17 protein-coding genes are annotated in these 18,317 nt (G+C 41.6%); 15 read left to right on the plus strand and 2 right to left on the minus strand.

Annotation, left to right across the window (positions count from 1 at the left end; all coding sequences use genetic code 11):
- Positions 1 to 20: 20 nt before the first annotated feature.
- The 9 genes from DYI03_RS12835 (at position 21) to DYI03_RS12875 (ending at position 8,942) form a co-directional block, all read left to right on the plus strand.
- Complete coding sequence (locus DYI03_RS12835) at positions 21 to 1,370, plus strand: dihydroorotase (RefSeq protein ID WP_036870259.1); 1,350 nt, start codon at positions 21 to 23, stop codon at positions 1,368 to 1,370.
- Positions 1,371 to 1,374: 4 nt separating this feature from the next.
- Positions 1,375 to 2,544 (plus strand): metallophosphoesterase, encoded by a 1,170-nt coding sequence (locus tag DYI03_RS12840; RefSeq protein WP_021669309.1) that lies wholly within the window; start codon positions 1,375 to 1,377, stop codon positions 2,542 to 2,544.
- Between the two features lie 4 nt (positions 2,545 to 2,548).
- Positions 2,549 to 3,349: a lysophospholipid acyltransferase family protein gene (locus DYI03_RS12845; RefSeq protein ID WP_021669310.1), complete on the plus strand. Its 801-nt coding sequence runs from the start codon at positions 2,549 to 2,551 to the stop codon at positions 3,347 to 3,349.
- A 151-nt stretch (positions 3,350 to 3,500) separates the two neighbouring features.
- Positions 3,501 to 4,292 carry a tRNA (guanosine(46)-N7)-methyltransferase TrmB gene (gene trmB, locus DYI03_RS12850; protein WP_021669311.1) on the plus strand — a complete coding sequence of 264 codons (792 nt, stop codon included), beginning with the start codon at positions 3,501 to 3,503 and terminating at the stop codon, positions 4,290 to 4,292.
- 705 nt (positions 4,293 to 4,997) lie between these two features.
- Positions 4,998 to 5,840 carry a MotA/TolQ/ExbB proton channel family protein gene (locus DYI03_RS12855; protein WP_025064696.1) on the plus strand — a complete coding sequence of 281 codons (843 nt, stop codon included), beginning with the start codon at positions 4,998 to 5,000 and terminating at the stop codon, positions 5,838 to 5,840.
- Between the two features lie 2 nt (positions 5,841 to 5,842).
- Complete coding sequence (locus tag DYI03_RS12860; RefSeq protein ID WP_021669730.1) at positions 5,843 to 6,355, plus strand: hypothetical protein; 513 nt, start codon at positions 5,843 to 5,845, stop codon at positions 6,353 to 6,355.
- 4 nt (positions 6,356 to 6,359) lie between these two features.
- The gene (locus DYI03_RS12865; protein ID WP_021669731.1) at positions 6,360 to 6,899 is read left to right on the plus strand and encodes an ExbD/TolR family protein; all 540 of its coding nucleotides are present in this window, start codon (positions 6,360 to 6,362) and stop codon (positions 6,897 to 6,899) included.
- The gene (locus tag DYI03_RS12870) at positions 6,896 to 7,360 is read left to right on the plus strand and encodes an ExbD/TolR family protein (protein WP_021669732.1); all 465 of its coding nucleotides are present in this window, start codon (positions 6,896 to 6,898) and stop codon (positions 7,358 to 7,360) included. The genes DYI03_RS12865 and DYI03_RS12870 overlap by 4 nt, the downstream gene beginning before the upstream one ends.
- A gap of 268 nt (positions 7,361 to 7,628) precedes the next feature.
- Complete coding sequence (locus DYI03_RS12875) at positions 7,629 to 8,942, plus strand: MFS transporter (RefSeq protein ID WP_021669734.1); 1,314 nt, start codon at positions 7,629 to 7,631, stop codon at positions 8,940 to 8,942.
- A 400-nt stretch (positions 8,943 to 9,342) separates the two neighbouring features.
- Here the strand turns inward: DYI03_RS12875 and pheS are convergent, their stop codons facing one another.
- Positions 9,343 to 10,383, minus strand: coding sequence for a phenylalanine--tRNA ligase subunit alpha (gene pheS, locus DYI03_RS12880; protein WP_021669735.1), 1,041 nt, complete (start codon positions 10,381 to 10,383; stop codon positions 9,343 to 9,345).
- 140 nt (positions 10,384 to 10,523) lie between these two features.
- Between pheS and DYI03_RS12885 the strand changes: the two genes are divergently transcribed.
- From DYI03_RS12885 to DYI03_RS12895, 3 genes are all read left to right on the plus strand, one after another.
- Entirely contained in the window at positions 10,524 to 11,372 is an 849-nt protein-coding gene (locus tag DYI03_RS12885; protein WP_021669736.1) for a DUF4348 domain-containing protein, read from the plus strand.
- Between the two features lie 39 nt (positions 11,373 to 11,411).
- A complete protein-coding gene (gene murB / locus DYI03_RS12890; protein WP_021669737.1) occupies positions 11,412 to 12,416 on the plus strand; it encodes a UDP-N-acetylmuramate dehydrogenase in 1,005 nt (334 codons plus the stop codon).
- A gap of 61 nt (positions 12,417 to 12,477) precedes the next feature.
- Positions 12,478 to 13,239 (plus strand): MBL fold metallo-hydrolase, encoded by a 762-nt coding sequence (locus DYI03_RS12895; protein ID WP_025064697.1) that lies wholly within the window; start codon positions 12,478 to 12,480, stop codon positions 13,237 to 13,239.
- A gap of 220 nt (positions 13,240 to 13,459) precedes the next feature.
- Here the strand turns inward: DYI03_RS12895 and tamL are convergent, their stop codons facing one another.
- Positions 13,460 to 15,730 (minus strand): translocation and assembly module lipoprotein TamL, encoded by a 2,271-nt coding sequence (gene tamL / locus DYI03_RS12900; protein WP_021669739.1) that lies wholly within the window; start codon positions 15,728 to 15,730, stop codon positions 13,460 to 13,462.
- Between the two features lie 83 nt (positions 15,731 to 15,813).
- Between tamL and DYI03_RS12905 the strand changes: the two genes are divergently transcribed.
- From DYI03_RS12905 to DYI03_RS12915, 3 genes are all read left to right on the plus strand, one after another.
- Positions 15,814 to 16,509 carry an RNA methyltransferase gene (locus tag DYI03_RS12905; protein ID WP_021669740.1) on the plus strand — a complete coding sequence of 232 codons (696 nt, stop codon included), beginning with the start codon at positions 15,814 to 15,816 and terminating at the stop codon, positions 16,507 to 16,509.
- 110 nt (positions 16,510 to 16,619) lie between these two features.
- A complete protein-coding gene (locus DYI03_RS12910) occupies positions 16,620 to 17,219 on the plus strand; it encodes a hypothetical protein (protein WP_004358136.1) in 600 nt (199 codons plus the stop codon).
- Positions 17,191 to 18,222, plus strand: a complete 1,032-nt coding sequence (locus tag DYI03_RS12915; protein ID WP_021669741.1) for a pyridoxal phosphate-dependent aminotransferase — start codon at positions 17,191 to 17,193, stop codon at positions 18,220 to 18,222. The genes DYI03_RS12910 and DYI03_RS12915 overlap by 29 nt, the downstream gene beginning before the upstream one ends.
- The last annotated feature ends 95 nt before the right edge of the window (positions 18,223 to 18,317 follow it).

Here is an 18,317-nt window from a genome sequence, read left to right on the forward strand (position 1 = left end):
TTTAGACTTCTACTATGACAATGAAGAAACTCATTCAAGGCGGAACGATTGTCAATGAAGGACAAAAATACAGTGGCGACATCGTCATTGAAGATGGTCGGATAGCTGCAATTATAAAAGAAAGCAACACGCCCCATGGCAATTTTGATGAAATCATCAATGCCACGGGGTGTTTTGTTTTGCCAGGTGTGATTGATACGCACGTTCATTTCCGCGAACCTGGAATGGAAGAGAAGGCAAATATCGAGTCGGAAACGCGGGCGGCAGCTTTCGGAGGGGTTACTTCGTTTTTCGAAATGCCCAATACCAATCCGCAAACCACCTCTTTAGCGGCTTTAAACGATAAATATGAACGTGCAAAACGTAGTTCGCATATCAATTATTCGTTCTTTTTTGGCGCAACAAATGCCAATGCCGAACTCATCAAACAGCTTGATAAACATCTTGTTCCAGGCGTAAAACTTTTCATGGGAGCCTCTACGGGCAATATGTTGGTAGACCGTAAAGCCGCATTAGATGCTATTTTTAGTTCGGCAGCCCACGAAGGATTTCCCGTAATGACCCATTGCGAGGATTCGAATATCATCAATGAGAATATGAAACGGGCAAAATCGTTGTATGGAGATGACCCCGATATTGTGCATCATCATGAAATTCGAAGCGAAGAAGCATGCTATCAATCTTCTAAATTGGCGGTTGAATTGGCTTTAAAGCACCATACTCAACTCCACATTGCCCACCTTTCCACTGCTCGAGAACTTTCTTTATTGGAGCAAAACGCTGTCAAAGACTTTGTAACCATGGAGGCTTGCATCGCTCATTTGTACTTTACGAATGATGATTACGCTACTAAAAAAGGGCTGATAAAATGCAATCCATCAATTAAAACCGCTGCCGACCGCACCGAATTGCGCCGTGCTTTGGCTGACGGACGTATCGAAACCATCGGTACTGACCACGCTCCGCATCTGCTTTCTCAGAAGCAAGGAGGCTGCGCAAAGGCTACTTCGGGTATGCCAATGATACAATTCTCGTTGATAACCATGTTAGAACTTGTCCGTGAGGGCGTTATCAGCATGGAACACATGGTTGATTTAATGGCACACAACCCTGCAAAACGTTTCGAAATAGACAATCGTGGCTTTATTCGTGAAGGTTTTAAAGCCGATATAGCTATCGTTCAGCCTACCGAAGCATGGGTTGTGAGCAACGAAATCGTGGAAAGTAAATGCAAATGGACACCTATGGCGGGCGAAACCTTCCATTGGCGTGTGCTGCATACGTTCTGTAATGGGCAACACCTGCTTAATAAGGGTGTGTTCAACACGGAAATTCGTGGCGAACAAATAACGTTCCGTAAAAAAAAGTAGACTTATGGTAGCACGCATCGTTATCCCTTTATTTCTGCTCATCGTCCTTACCGATGTTTATATCGACTTTCAATATCTTCGAAAGCGTAAGAATCTAACATGGTGGCAACGTCTTTCGTGGTGGACTCCTACCATTCTGCTCGTACTTTTTACCTGCGTTTTGGCTTCAATAAAGAGTTTTGCGCCTCATAATTTAACGTGGCTCAACACTTATTTGTTCCTCCTTGGGACTATCGTCGGACCTAAATTCCTATTTACTTTGTTCTCCATTTTTGGCAAAGGCATACAGAAATTTATTGTCAAAACTCGCAAAAATTATGGCGAAATCGTTGGTTTCGTCATCGGTACACTCTTCTTTTGCGCCTACATTTATGGTTTTACGTTTGGTTTTCAGCAAATTAGAGTGCGCCATATTGAGGTGGTTTCCGACCGTTTGCCTCGTGCTTTTGACGGCTATCGCATCATTCACGTTTCCGATATGCACATCGGTACATTTAAAGGGTGGCGAGAAAAAATATTGAAAGCCGAGATGGACAGCATAAAATCCTTGAAAGCCGACCAAATTTTCTTTACTGGCGACTTGCAAAATATGCGCCCCGAAGAGGTGGAAGAATTAGCTCCACTCATCAAAGATGCCATGAAAGGCACAATAGCCATACTCGGCAATCACGATTACACTGAATATGTGCGACTTACACCTGCCGAAGAAAAGGCTCAACAGGAGCGTTTGGAGCGTGTTATTACACAAAATTTGGGTTGGAAACTATTGAAAAATAGCAATGCACAACTATATTTCAACAACGATTCCATTGCTATTTGCGGTGGCGAAAACGATGGTCGTCCACCTTTTCCACGCAAAATAGACATGGCAAAAACCATTCGTGGCATTAACAAAGCGCAGTTTATGATAATGCTCCAGCACGACCCATGGGCATGGCGACACGACATTCTGCCCCAAACAACGGCTACGCTAACATTGAGCGGACACACCCACGGCGGACAAATGCAACTCTTCGGACTGCGCCCAACCATGATTCGCAATACCGAAGACTATGGTTTTTACAAGGAAGGCACTCGCTATCTGAACGTTACGGCAGGCATGGGTGGCTTAGTTCCCTTCCGTTTCAATATGCCAAACGAAATAGTTGTCATCACTTTACGAGCAAAAAAATAAGAATATGAGCAACAAAAAGCAGACAAGCACTTTCTTAAAAGCAATCCTAACATTGCTTTATAGGCTCTATGTACTCTTTATTTTTCTTCCCCTTTTTGTCTTTTTCTCTGTCTTCATAGCCCTCGTTACCACCATTGGTTGCCTCGTTGGAAATATCCATTTTTGGGGTTATTATCCAGGAAAGTTATGGGGTCGCTTTGTGGTTCATGCCCTTTTGTTGCCTGTAAAGGTTGAGGGCAGAGAACATTTAAATCCGAAACAGAGCTACGTCTTTGTGGCTAATCATCAAGGAGCATTCGATATATTCCTCATTTACGGCTTTTTGGGTCGCAATTTCAAGTGGATGATGAAAAAAGGAATCCGCAAAATTCCATTTGTGGGCATGGCTTGCGAATACTCAAAGCAGATATTTGTAGACAAAAGTGGGGCAAGTAAAATTAAAAAGACCTACGACCAAGCTCGCCAAACCCTCCAAAATGGCATGTCGCTTGTGGTATTTCCCGAAGGCGCACGCACTTTTACGGGTCATTTAGGCATCTTCCGCCGTGGTGCATTCATGTTGGCTGACGAGTTGCAACTGCCTGTTTGTCCGCTTACTATCAATGGTTCGTTCGATGTAATGCCCCGTATGCACGATTGGCATTTCCCTATTTGGCACCCATTAACGCTCACCATTCACGAACCAATTATGCCCAAAGGAAAGGGAGCGGAGTATGAACGTGAAACTTTAAAGGAGGCTTACGAAAAAGTAAATGCAGGACTTGAACCTGAGTATCAAGGGTTTGTGGAAAATCCTGACCAATAAATCGTGGCAATAAATACGAGATAGCGACACGATTACACTGAAACGAAAATAAAAGCAAGCATAAATCAAAGTAAAAGTAGGTAAAGAACGAAAATAAAAGCAGTGGGGAATAACGATTTTTCTATTGTTTTTCCGTAACTTTGCAACCACTATGAGTAAAGGAAAATTACAGAAATTTGCAGAAATGGAGACATTTAAAAATGTTTTCCAATATCCATACGGTGTCATTAGCGAAGTTCCTTTCGACATGAAAGGGCATTGGTGTGAACAATATTTCAAGAATGATAACCCAATTGTCTTGGAATTGGGCTGCGGAAAGGGTGAATATACGGTCGGGTTGGCACGTGTTTACCCGAATATCAACTTCATTGGTGTTGATATTAAGGGTGCCAGAATCTACACAGGAGCAAAGCAAGCCTTGGAAGAAAACCTTGAAAATGTAGCTTTTTTGCGCACCAGCATCGAAATTATTGACCGCTTTTTTGCGCAAGACGAGGTGCAAGAAATATGGCTCACGTTCTCTGACCCACAGATGAAGAATTTCCACAAGCGTCTTTCGTCTACTTTCTTCCTCAATCGCTACCGCAACTTCTTGATAGACAAGGGAATAATACACCTCAAAACCGACTCTAATTTCCTTTTTACTTATACCACCTACCTCGTAGAAAAGAACAAATTGCCTTTGCTTTTCCGCACGGAAGACCTTTATGGCAACGAAACGAACGGTGTAAAATCAGCCGATTTTGACGAGCGCACGAAGGAAATTCTTGGTATACATACCTATTATGAAAACCAATGGATAGAGCGTGGGCTAAACATCAAGTACATGAAGTTTGAACTCCCACGTCTTGGCGACCTCTGCGAGCCAGAAATTGAAATAGAACTCGACGATTATCGTTCCTTTAAACGTACCAAACGGAGCGGTAAAGCCACTGCAAAATAAATATTGCCGATTGTTTAAATTTCAAAAGAGCCTGTTTTGCACCTCAAAAGAGCCTGTTTTGCACTTCGAAATAGCCTGTTTTGGAATGAAAAACAATAGCTTTTTAAATTTGCATGCCGAATTGCATTTTTAGGAATAGTAAGAATGATAGAACGAAAACTGCCAATGCTCAATGTTCTATCCGTATGCTAAGGCGAGTTGAAAGGTTATTCCCAAAGAATTGCCTCAAACAATTGGCAGAATGGACAAAAAGCAATATCTTTGCATAAGATATAGCTGCACTCGACAAACTGAAAGTAAACTTTCTTTGTCCTCGTTGGCAATATCTTTGCATAAGATATAGCTGCACTCGACAAATTGAAAGTAAACTTTCTTTGTCCTCGTTGGCAATATCTTTGCATAAGATATAGCTGTCAGCAAGTCGGTGTAGGGGCGGAATTTATTCCGTTCCTCTCAACAAATCGGTAACGCAAAAACATCAGCAAATCGGTGTAGGGGCGGAATTTATTCCGTTCCTCTCAACAAATCGGTAACGCAAAAACATCAGCAAGTCGGCGTAGGGGCGGAATTTATTCCGTTCCTCATGCAAAAGGAAAACTTTTAGGCTTGTTAGGGACGTGATAACGAGTTGTTGAGCTTGCTAAAAATCACGCATCTTTGCATAGTCTTTGACTTTGAATTTATATAAACCAAATGGTTACAGATATGAAAAAAATTATTGCTTCGATAGCAATTATAGGCATTTTAGCGTTTTCGTTCCCTATTTTTATAGCGGCACAACAACCCAATGATAAGGCGCAAACAACAAATACTCAGACTGCTGCCTCTGCCGACCCCTTGTCTGATGAGGCTTTAGACGCAGCTGGCGTAACAGATGCTGCCCCTATGCAAACCACACAACCAACAACCGATAGCGGTTTTCACCAGTCTTTAAAAAGAAAATTTATCGAAGGCAATGCTGGGTTCATGTCTTTGGTAGCCCTTGCTTTGGTGATAGGTTTGGCTTTTTGCATCGAACGCATCATTTATCTTAGTCTTTCCGAAATAAATGCCAAGAAGTTCATGGCAAATATTGACGACTGCATTGCTGCAAACGATATTGAAGGGGCAAAGGAATTGAGTCGAAACACTCGTGGTCCCGTTGCTGCCATTTGCTATCAAGGTCTGTTGCGCATCGATAGTTCCATTGAAGATATTGAGCGCAGCGTGGCTTCTTACGGCAGTGTGCAGAGTGCAAACTTAGAAAAAGGTTGCTCTTGGATAACGCTTTTCATCGCTATGGCACCTTCTTTGGGCTTCTTAGGAACGGTTATCGGTATGGTTATGTCCTTCGACCAAATTCAAATGGCAGGCGATATTAGTCCAACTATCGTGGCTTCTGGTATGAAAGTAGCTTTGATAACCACCATATTTGGTATCATTGTCGCCCTTGTTTTGCAGATATTTTACAATTATATTCTTTCAAAAATAGAGCATTTAACAGCCCAAATGGAAGAATCGGCTATTTCTTTATTAGATAGCATTTTGAAATATAAAATGAATCGATAAGTATGGAAATAAAGCATCGACATAAAATAAAGACCGAAGAACGCATTTCGCAACGTGTTTTGTATGCGATAATAGCAATTTCTGCGGTATTTTTTCTTTTGTTTCTCGTCTTAGGAGTGCAATCGCCCTTTGCTGCTTCGCCCATTATTACAGCACCAATCTTGGTCGATGCTCTCATTATTTTTATGTGGGTATTGGTTGGATTGACCTTTCTTGCAATGCTTTTTTCCATTATTCGCACTGCCAAAAAGTCGTCCGACAAGGCGCATATCGTCAATGGCATTCCCGCATACAAGATAGCCGTAATCGTGTTTTGTGGCACTTTGCTTTGTCTTATCCTCACTTTTGCTTTGGGTTCTGCCCAAACAATGGTGATAAATGGCAACCCTTTTGCAGACAAATTTTGGTTAAAAGTTTCCGAAATGTTTGTTACTTCCTCGCTTGTTATGCTGCTTGTCGCAGTGGGCGTAACTATCTTTGGTGCTACACGTTACAATAGAAAGGAAAGGAAGTAGCCAAATGTTTAAGCGAGCAAAGAGAAAAGTTCCAGGATTGAACACATCATCGACAGCCGATATATCGTTTATGCTGCTGATTTTTTTCTTGGTTACCACCTCCATGGAGATGGATAATGGGCTCGACAAGCAATTGCCACCTATCGAAAAAAACAAGAAGGAGCAGCCTTCTATGGTGAATGAAAACTTGGTGATGCGCTTTCAGATTACCGCCAACGATAAAATCAATTTGAATGGTAAACCTATTGACCCACAAATGATTAAGTCTTCTGTGCTGAAGTTTATCGAATCGCGTGGAAAAGAACATATCATACAAGTTGAAAGCGACAGAAAGGCGACTTATAATGCTTATTTTTTGCTACAAAACGAGATTGTTGCAGCTTATAATGTAGTAAGAAATAAGAAAGCATTGGCTGAGTTTGGACAGACGTATGAAACATGTAACATGGCGCAGAAACAACAAATCAACGATGAAATACCACAACGTATTTCAGAAGTTTACCATGTTTCTACCACCCAACAGCAGGAAGGAGGCACGCAATGAGCATTTATCGCCGTCGTAGCCACGATATTCCTGAATTGAATACGGCTTCTTTACCCGATTTAATCTTCACCATTCTCTTTTTCTTTATGTTGGTTACGCACATGCGAAAAGTGGCTGTAAAGGTGAAATATCAGGTTCCGCAAGGCACAGAACTAACAAAATTGGTGAAGAAAACGGCTATTACCTATTTATATATTGGTAAGCCCATGAACGAAACTGGTCAATTGGCGAGCGATAGTCTTTGCATTCAGATGAACGACAAGTTGGTTGATGTTGCTGAAATTAAAAGTTATTTGGTGAAAGAACGCGCTACCATGTCGGCAGAAGATAAGAAACAAATGAGCGTAAGCATTCGTGCCGACAAAGAAACGCCCATGGGACGCATCATAGATATTAAACAAAGTTTGCGTGAAGCCAATGTTTTGAACGTAAACTATGCGGCTACAAAGAAGAAAAAGTAAAGCAATTGGGCAATCAAAGCCTCTTTTTTAATCAGCTATTTAATTGTTTTTAACAAGTTTAGTTCACCTTTTTGTCCTCATAATCTTGCCATTTTCGTTTATTTTTCTTTCCTTTGCAATTAACATTGAAACCATAAAAGCGTGAATAAAATGCTCTTCTTTGGTGAAAAAGATGTTCTTGGAGTCGCACTCCATTCAGTTTGAAGTGATAACGCAATTAATTTTAGAAATGGGGAAACATCAATCCCACAAAAAACAAAGCTAAGTAATGAATAAAACGAAACAAAGTGGGAGCATCATCGCTATTATTGCCATGATGTTTCTTTACGGAATGATTTCTTTTGTAACAAATCTGGCAGCACCAATTGGTATTATTTGGAAGAATATTTTTGGTGGAGATAGTGCAAATACGGTAGGAATGTTGGGTAACGCAATGAACTTTCTGGCTTATTTCTTTATGGGAATTCCCGCAGGAAAGATGCTTGGACGTGTCGGTTACAAGAAAACAGCTTTAATTGGAATCGGTATCGGTCTCTTAGGCGTGTTCGTTCAGTTTTGTTCAGGCTTCTTTGTTGATGCTAAAACCACAGGTTTTGTCATTTATTTGTTAGGCGCATTCATTTCAGGCTTCTGTGTTTGTATGCTCAATACGGTGGTTAATCCTATGTTAAACCTTATTGGTGGCGGTGGAAATCGTGGCAACCAATTGAATATGATAGGTGGTACGCTCAACTCATTAGCCGGTATGCTGACGCCACTTTTCGTGGGTGCGCTCATTGGAGAAGTAACAAAACGCACTTCAATTGTCAATGTAAATCCTGTGCTTTACATCGCTATGGGCGTATTTGCAGCCGCATTTGTCATTCTATATTTTGTTCCAATTTCCGACCCACAGATGGGTAAAACGGGGTCAAACGTCGTGTTTGAGCATTCGGCTTGGAACTTCCGCCACTTTGTTCTCGGTGCTATTGCCATTTTTGTTTACGTGGGAGTTGAAGTAGGAATACCTGGAACATTGATTTATTACCTCTCTGACACAACTGCAAAGGGGGGAGGTTTGAGCGCAGCCACGGCTACTGCGATTGCTGGTTCAGTGTCGGGCACCTACTGGTTCTTGATGTTGGTAGGTCGTTTTAGTACTGGATTCATTGCCGATAAGGTTTCAAGTCGCACGTTAATGATAATAACTACCACGATAGCAATGGGGTTAATCATCGTTGCAATGGTTCTTGGCAGCAGCATAACCGTATCAATGCCAGTCTTTACAGGTAAGAGTTTCGACATTGTAACCGTGCCTATTAGTGCTTTATTGTTAGTACTTTGTGGCTTATGCACCAGCGTTATGTGGGCAAGTATCTTCAATCTTGCCACCGAAGGCTTGGGCAAATACACCGCATCAGCATCGGGTATTTTCATGATGATGGTTGTCGGAGGAGGCATTCTTCCTTTAATTCAGAATTTAGTGGCAGATAATAGCAGCTACATGCTTTCTTACATTGTGCCTTTCCTTGGTATTGTTTACATGGCTTTCTATGCTATTGTGGGCAGCAGGAACGTAAATAAAGATATTTCAGTGGATTAAAAGTCGTTTTTTTATCGATTTGAGTTTATAAAAGAGGGTGTATCAAAATAGATATTCCCTCTTTTTTTATCTTCCTATCTGTTGGTATTAAAACTTTTGACCATAAGCCAAACCTTCTTTTTTTTGCTTTATGCTACCAAACAACCCTTTTTTATATGTTTCTAATTCTCCTCAAAGGCTACTAAAAGGCTGTAATGATGTGCAAAAGGGGGAATTAGTGCTTTGACACATCTTCGTTATTCTTTTGAAATAGGTTACTTTAAAAAAAGAAGAGCTATCAATAATACAAAAAAAAGGCGAAACAAAAAAGTTTCGCCCCTTGTATATGAATGGATTAGAGTGCTCCTTCAAATTGTAATGTTTTTGCTTCGTCTTCACCTTTGGCTTGTATATGAAAGGATTAGAGTGCTCCTTCAAATTCTTCTAAGAACTTTTTGTCGTTTTCAGAGAACAAACGGAGGTCGCTCACTCTATATTTCAAATTGGCAATGCGCTCAACGCCCATACCAAAGGCATAGCCTGTATAAACAGACGAATCGATTCCACATGCTTCCAAGTCGTGTGGGTCTACCATACCGCAGCCCAAAATTTCAACCCAACCTGTATGCTTACAGAATCCACAACCTTCGCCGCCACAAATGTTACAGCTAATGTCCATTTCGGCACTTGGTTCCGTGAATGGGAAGTAGCTTGGCCGAAGACGAATCTTTGTATCTGCACCAAACATCTCGCGTGCAAAAGTTAAAAGAACTTGCTTTAAGTCGGTGAAACTCACGTTTTTATCAACATACAAGCCTTCAACTTGGTGGAAGAAACAATGCGCACGTGCGCTAATTGCCTCGTTACGATACACACGTCCAGGGCATAACACACGGATAGGTGGCTCGTGAGTAGACATATAGTGGGCTTCGTCGTTCGAAGTGTGGCTTCTGAGAATCACATTCTTCGTTACGTCCAATGTATTGGTGCGTTCAATGAAAAAAGTGTCCTGCATATCGCGTGCAGGGTGGTCAGCAGCAAAATTCAACATGGTAAACACATGCTTATCATCGTCGATTTCAGGGCCTTGATAGAGTGTGAAACCCATTCTGCCGAAGATGTCTATAATTTCGTTCTTCACCATTGTCAATGGGTGGCGTGTACCAAGTCCCACTGGATAAGCTGTGCGTGTAAGGTCAATATCGCCCCCTTGTGCTTCAGCAGTTTCCAACTGTTCGCGCAAAGCGTTGATTTTATCTTGCGCACTCTGTTTGAGTTCGTTAATTTTCATGCCGATTTCCTTTTTTTGGTCGGCAGCAACATTACGGAACTCGCTCATCAGAGCGTTTATTTCACCTTTCTTACTAAGATATTTCAAACGGAGTTGTTCCACCTCTTCTGCGTTTTTAGCAGAGATGGTACTCACTTCTTTTAAGAGTTCTTCTATCTTTTCGAGAATCATATTTTCTTTATTTTCGTGCAAAGGTACAATTTATAATTTAAAAACGGGAAATCCGCCCTAAGAAAATATGTTCTTTTGGGCTTTTATTAAAAATAAATGTAGTACTTTTGCATTGAAATTTGAGATATAATATATAAAATATGAGAAAGTCATTTTTACTCGTTGTTCTTTTCTGTGCTATCATGTTAGGGCTGAATATCGGCTGCTCCAATAAAAAAGTAGAGCCTGCCGACTCGACAAATGTTGATACTACGAGCGTAGACACAGTGCAAAAGGTGGATACAGTGGCTCAAATTATTGAGGAAACACCTATGCCAAAGGCTGCCGACCAATTGTTCGACGATTTCTTCTTTAACTTTATTGCCAACAGAAAGTTGCAACGCAAGCGCATTAAGTTTCCATTGCCTGTTACACAAAATGGAAAAACTACACAAATTGCTCGCAATCAATGGACGATGGATAAGTTTTTCCGCCCACAAGGCTATTATACGCTGATTTTTGATGATGAAAAGCAAGCTAATTACGCTAAGTCTACTGACTTGGATTCGGTCATTGTCGAGAAAATTCACCTTAAACAAGCTTTGGTAGAGCAGTATTGGTTCGACCACCAAAATGGCATTTGGGAGATGAACCAAATTCGTAAAATTAGCTACGAAAAGAGTTACAACGCTTCGTTCTTAAAGTTCTTGCAACGATTCCTTGCATCGGGCGGACAAGGCATGGTGAAAACTCCGTTGAAATATTCAGGGCCTGACCCTAACGGCGAGGAAACCACAACGGTTAATACCACAATTTCTGCCGACGAATGGAAGAATTTCTTGCCAGAAGTGCCTGGAAACTTGATATATAACATACTTTATGGACAAAAGTACAAGGAAAGTAACAAGAAAATTCTTGTGTTCCGTGGACTTTCTAATGGTGTTGAAACGCAACTTGTATTTAAAAGAAAAGGTCGTTCGTGGCGTTTGGTAAAGGTAGATGCCTACTAAAAACACGAAAACTATTGATTTTGAGGAGGAAAAGAGGATATGATAGATAAAAAAGACTATAGTTTGCTCAAGCATAACACCTTCGGAATAGAAGCAAAATGCAAGCGATTTATAGAATTTTCAACTGTTGATGAGGCGGTAGAAGTGGCAAAAATGCTTACCGAAGCCGACCAACCGCTCTTGATTTTGGGCGGTGGTAGCAACCTTTTATTAACCAAAGATTACGAAGGAACGGTGGTTCATTCTGCCATTTCTTACATCAAGAAAGTGGACAATTGCCGTGTTTGTTGCGGTTCGGGTTATGTTTTCGATGACCTTGTCGCCTATTGCGTTGAACATCAGTTATATGGAGCAGAAAATTTATCTATCATTCCTGGCGAAGTAGGTGCCAGTGCTGTGCAAAATATTGGTGCATACGGCGTTGAAGCCAAAGACTTTATAGAAGATGTTGAAGCCGTAGAATTGGCAACAGGCAAGGTGGTTCATTTCAAAAATGAGGATTGTCAATATAGTTATCGACAAAGTAAATTCAAGCAAGCATGGCGAGATAAATACTTAATAACATCGGTAACTTATCGTTTTTCAACTACTTACGAGCCAAAATTAGACTACGGAAACATTCGTTCGGCATTGGTTTCTAAAGGCATAACCGACCCTACAGCAAGCCAATTGCGTGAGGTTATCATCGAAGTTCGCAATGCAAAATTGCCCGACCCTGAGGTTTTAGGCAATGCGGGTAGCTTCTTCATGAACCCCATTGTGGCGAAAACAAAATATGAAGAATTGGCTGCGCAATACGAAAAAATGCCCCATTACACCATTGATGCTACGCATGAGAAAATCCCAGCAGGGTGGCTCATTGAGCAATGTGGGTGGAAAGGCAAAGCATTGGGACGTGCTGCCGTTCACGACAAGCAAGCCTTGGTTTTGGTAAATCGTGGCGGTGCAACGGGCGAAGAAGTGGTAACACTTTGCAAAACCATACAAAACGATGTAAAAAATAAATTTGGAATTGAAATATTCCCAGAGGTAAACATTAAATAAACAAAAGCCCTCAATTCGTAAAAGACACTCCTAACAAGCGTTAGAGGTGGGGAAAGTTGAGATGAAATTAAGATTTTTAGGAACAGGAACATCTAACGGCGTACCCGTAGTGGGTTGTACGTGCAACGTTTGTAAAAGCAATAATCCTAAAGATAAACGCTTGCGCACTTCGGCACTCGTTGAAACCGACCAGACACGCATACTAATTGACTGCGGACCCGACTTCCGTCAGCAGATATTACCACTTCCTTACCGCAAAATTGACGGCATTCTCGTAACTCATATTCATTACGACCACGTTGGCGGAATTGACGATTTGCGCCCTTATTGTTGGTTGGGCGACATTGATATTTTCACCAATGAGGACACTTGTCAAGGACTTCGCCACAACCTTCCTTATTGTTTTAAGGAAAATCCTTACCCAGGTGTGCCTGTTTTAAACCTTCATGCGGTTCAGCCACACGAGGTTTTCACCATTGGCGATTGCACCATTCAACCCATAGAAGTGATGCACGGACGCCTGCCGATATTGGGCTATCGAATCGGAAAGTTGGTTTATATCACTGATATGAAGACCATTAATCCGTCAGAATTGCCTTACCTTGAAGGCATAGAAACGTTGGTTGTCAGTGCTTTACGTTGGGAAAAAGAACATCATTCACACCAGTTAATTAAAGATGCGATTGCTTTTAGCCAACAAATCCATGCAAAACAAACTTATTTGACCCATCTAACCCACCAAATTGGGCTACACGATGATGCTTCAAACTTGCTCCCCGAAAATGTACATTTAGCCTACGACGGTTTAGAAATTGAGGTTTAGCAACATTTTTCCACTTGTGGGGGCTGTTTTTTGCAAGTTCAACAACTCGTATCATGCTCCTCATAAACAAAAAACTTTATTAATTAATCCCTTTCGCTCATGAGGAACGTGATAAATCACGCCCCTACGTTTTTCAACGATTACCTATAAATTTTCAAAAGCGGCTATTTTTAGCCTCAAAACAGCCTATATTGCATAGCAAAAGAGCCTGTTTTTGTTTTTAGAACGGCAAGCCCACTGCGAAATGGAAATTGAAATCGCGCTTAAAATTAGGATTGACAATGGCGAAATGCTCTTCTTTGCAGGTGTAGGCTGGGTTGATGGCTTTCATGCCCATATCTAAACGGAGAATGAAATAATCGAAGTTTAAGCGCAAGCCCAATCCGTAGGCTACGGCAATCTGACCTAAAAATTTGTCAAACCGAAACTCTCCACCTGGTTGTTCGTTGTATTTCCTTAATGTCCAAATGTTTCCAGCGTCAATGAAAGCTGCTCCGTCAAATTTCCAAAACAAATGGGTGCGGTATTCTGCGTTCATATCTAACTTTAAATCGCCCGTTTGGTTGATGAAATCGATGCGTCCGTCTGTGCCGTGAAACTTTCCTGGTCCCAATTCTCTCACGTTCCACCCACGCACGGAGTTTGGTCCGCCACTGATGTAACGTTTTTCGAATGGCAAAATCTTGCTATTGCCGTATGGAATGGCGATGCCGAAATCGGAATGCAGTGCCAATGAGTTGCGTGAATCGAAGCGAAAAACTTTCGTATAAGAGAAATCAAACTTTGCATATTGGGCGTAGGCAATGTTTAAGAATTTGGATTGTCCTTGTGCGTTCTTCTTAAAATTGACCAAACCGTCCACCGCCGACAAAATATTGCCTGCTAACTCGATTTTAGAGCGTATGGCGACATTGTTTTTGTTGTAATTCAAGCCAAATCCCATGCGCATAATGAACAAATCTTCGTAGTTGTAGCGCAAAATAGCGTTACGATTGGACACATTATCCAAATAGTCTTCCTTGAATTTTTGACTTATCCACGGCATGTAAACATAACTCAAATCGGGCAATTCGAGCTCAAAATTTAAATGTTTTTTGGGATTATTCCACGCATAACGCCACGCTGACGAGAAGACTCGGCGGTGAAATTCAGGACGATTTTGCAAGTCCCAACTCACTGAAAGCTCGGAAGTTGCATTGCTACGGCGGCGGAATTTTCGGGTAACAAACGGGGCAATAAATCGTGGAAATTGCAGTTTTGCTTGCACACCATATTCCTCATAATTGTGATTTTTGTAACCTTCCAAACCCGTTATGGCTTCGAAAGCGGCACGAAATTCGATACTTAGCAGTTCGCTACCACGGAAAAGGTTGCGATTTTGATAAGTCAAAACAGCCGCTGCACCAAGGTTTCCCATCGTGTTAGTGCCTTCGGGTTGAAACGAAATCGTATTGGGTTTATTGTTGGATAGGCGCACATCAGCTTCCAAATACCGCAAATCAGATTGCTTATAGCCCAATGTTCGCCCAAATATCAGTGAATCAATGCGGTTAGCTTCCCTAAATTCAATGTTCGTATAGCGCACAGCCCCCATTTTTGCAAAGTTGTTGTAAGTGTTTTGCAAGTCGGTTGCCGAGAAATATTTGCCTGGCTCAATCAAGCAATTGTCGTAAATTACACTGTGGCGAAGGTGCAAACCCGTCGTATCGCCTGGTAGAATATTCACCTTTGAAATCACATACCGAGGGTGTTCTGTTGGGTTATCCTTTGTGTTGGCACGATATTTCGCCAAATGGAGCGTAACATCGATGTCTTTCGACCCACGAATGGTGTCGGCAGTATAGTAAATAAAATCCTTGTTAAAACGATAATATCCCTTATCGTTAAGCAATTTTGTAATGCGTTTTCGCTCTCCGTCCAATGCCGAAACCGTGAATTGTTGCGGTCTGTCTTGTGTAAAATCGTTTGATAATTCAGTATGGAGCAAGTCCGAAATAATCGAATCTTGAATGTCGTAGCGGAAGTTCTTAATGTGGAAAGGGTCGCCTGGTATTAAATGGTAAATGGCTTTCAACTTTTTTCCCTTTGTTTTGGTTTCCAAATCTACTCGCGCCTGCATGTAACCCATGTTATTCATCGCCAAACGGAGGTCTTCGCACGACAATTTTGCTTGCAAAGTGTCAAACAAAACAGGCTCTTCGCCAATGCGTTTCAAGGTTCGGTTAATCCATTTTGTGGTGTCCCTACCTGCCAAAGCGTAGGTTTCCAACGGCACTTTAAAGAAAGAAAACCACCGAGCGTTCTCCTTTTGTCTGACATATTGTGCCAACTCAGAAGCATTCAAGTCTTTTGCATCGGAGCGAAGCTCTACTTTGTCCAACAAATATTGACCATCGGTGATGAATTTATCGGCTGAACACGATGAGAGCAATACTGCTATGATAAGCATAAATGGGGCAAAAAATGATAGCTTTTTCTTTATCCTACGCATGAATACTTCTAAATTTTTGGCAAAGATACTAAAAGTTAGGATAATTCATGGGTAAAGTGAAGAGATTTTTGTAAATTTGCGTTGTGATATCGAAGAATAAAATAAAGCTCATACGCTCCTTAGAAACCAAGAAAGGAAGGGAGAAACATCAACTTTTTGTAGCCGAAGGACATAAAGTTGTTGCCGATTTGGTGGCTGCGGGTTACCATGCTGAAGATATTTTCGACGAGGAAGACGACATAAAAAAGGTGTCTTTCTTGCAGCACCCACAAGCCAAATTGGGCGTTTTTCGTTTGCCTGAACCCGATAAAGTCCTGCTACCGACCAACGATTTGGTATTGGCGTTAGACGGAGTGCAAGACCCAGGAAACCTCGGAACGATTATTCGCATTGCCGATTGGTTCGGAATTAAACATATTTTTTGTTCTATGGAAACGGCAGATTGCTGGAATCCGAAGGTGGTACAAGCCACGATGGGCAGCATTGCGAGGGTAAAATTGCATTATGGCGACCTAAAAGCGGTGCTGAATGCCTTGCCTGACGATTATCCCGTGTACGGAACTTTGTTAGACGGCGACGATATTTACAAGCAATCGCTCACCGCTCACGGCATGATAATCATGGGAAACGAGGGGAAAGGCATGACCGAAGAAATAAGAAAATGTGTCAATCGCAAGTTGTTCATTCCTCATTTTGCATCGGGCGAAAGCCATGCTGAGTCGCTCAACGTAGCGATAGCAACGGCAATTGTCTGTTCAGAATTTAGAAGAAGGGGGTAACGCAGCATGAAACAGTGGGACTATCATCAACAAATAGTTTGCTTGAAGCAACTTCGGAACTTGTATGACCCGTCCGCCTTGTCCTATCTCCCTTTAAAACACAGATAAAAATGGAAGAATTTGTAAAAGAACGTAGCATAAGAAATTGTATTTCAAAAGGTTATAAGTATTGGCAAATACATCTTGGCGATACTTTCATGAAAGTAAAGTGGCGTTTATTGCTCAATGCATTCATGTTTACGTTGGCAGTTTTGAGTTATATGTTTCATTTTCATTGGCTCATTTCGCTTGCTTTTTTGTCGCTCTCGCTTACCAATATCAATGTAAAAGCACGACAATTGGCGAACGGAATGGAGTTGGAAATGCGAGGACAGAAACTCATTACGAAGAATTTTGCCTATTATATTGGGTTCATGCTGCACGCAGGAATCATCATGTTAGCCGTTGGACTCGTCGTTAGTGTCCCTGTTTTATTGCTACTTTATATGTATTACGCTGATTTAGAAACGGTTAAAATGGGTGACCCAACGACCATTACCACCCTGTATTGGGTGATTTTAGGGGTTAGTATTTTTGTGATACATGCTATTGTAGCGTTCATTGAAACCACTTTTGCGTACGCAGAATTGTATGTTTGCGGCACAATGGTGGCTCGAAATAGACCCAAAAAGGAGGAAAAGAATGGAAAATTTGCAGAAATTAGTTCGTAAAAACGTGTGGAATTTGCCAGAACCCGACTATTCTCGTTGGAACAACAATGGCGAAATGATGTTGTTAGACGCCAACGAAAATCCATTTAACACACCTTTTAATCGCATGACCAACCCCACTATGCCTCGCATACGGGAGGCTTTGGCAGCGATGACAGGCGTAAAAAGCGATTGCATCTATCTTTCAAGCGGCATAGATGCGCTCTTCGACACGTTATTACAAACTTTTTGCGACCCACAACATGACAATATTGTGAGTATTTCGCCCACTCGGCGCATCTACAAACAGCGTGCTAAGGTATATGATATTCAGGTGATTGACGTGCCATTGACACCGTCTGATTACACATGCAAGGCGGAAACATTGGTCAAAGCGTGCAACAAAGACACAAAAATGGTTGTACTCTGTTCGCCAAACGACCCAACAGGCAATCATTTACCCATTGACGAATTGATGAAAACTTTGGGTTCGCTCAATATAATAGTGGTAGTCGACCAAAGTTTCCTCGGCTTTGACGATGCAGAATCGGTCAGAACACTCATTGCAACCTATCCAAATCTCGTTGTGATTGATGCCATTTTGGCACTATGGGCTTACGCAATGCCCCCAATGACAATGCTTTATGCACAGCCCGACATCGTGAAAGTATTGAGAAAAGTAGCTCCACAAAATGGCTTTGGCGAGCGTGTTGAAGACGAAATCATACATATTCTTAACGACCCCTTTACCTGCGACAACTGGATTACGCGCATAAAAACGGAGCGAAATAACATGATTGCAGCTTTGCGAACGCTTTCTCTACCGCTAAAAGTGTTACCTTCTGCGACAAATTTCCTATTGATTCAAGTCGAAAATGCTACTGCTGTTTACGATTATCTCATCGAAAACGGAATACGAGTAGCCAACGTTTCCGACCTGAAAGGCTGCGAAAATTGCCTTCGGATAACCATTGGCGCAAAATCGGAGAACGCAAAACTCATTGGTGCCTTGCGCACTTTGTAAGAGGAAGCGTTAGGAAATTGTGTTCAATCATTTTATAATTGGTGTCAAAATCGTCCGCTGATTATGTGCAACTCGTCCGCAATACTTGTTGGATT

Origin of the sequence: Prevotella disiens (genome assembly GCF_900454955.1) — a bacterium.
GTDB lineage: Bacteria > Bacteroidota > Bacteroidia > Bacteroidales > Bacteroidaceae > Prevotella > Prevotella disiens.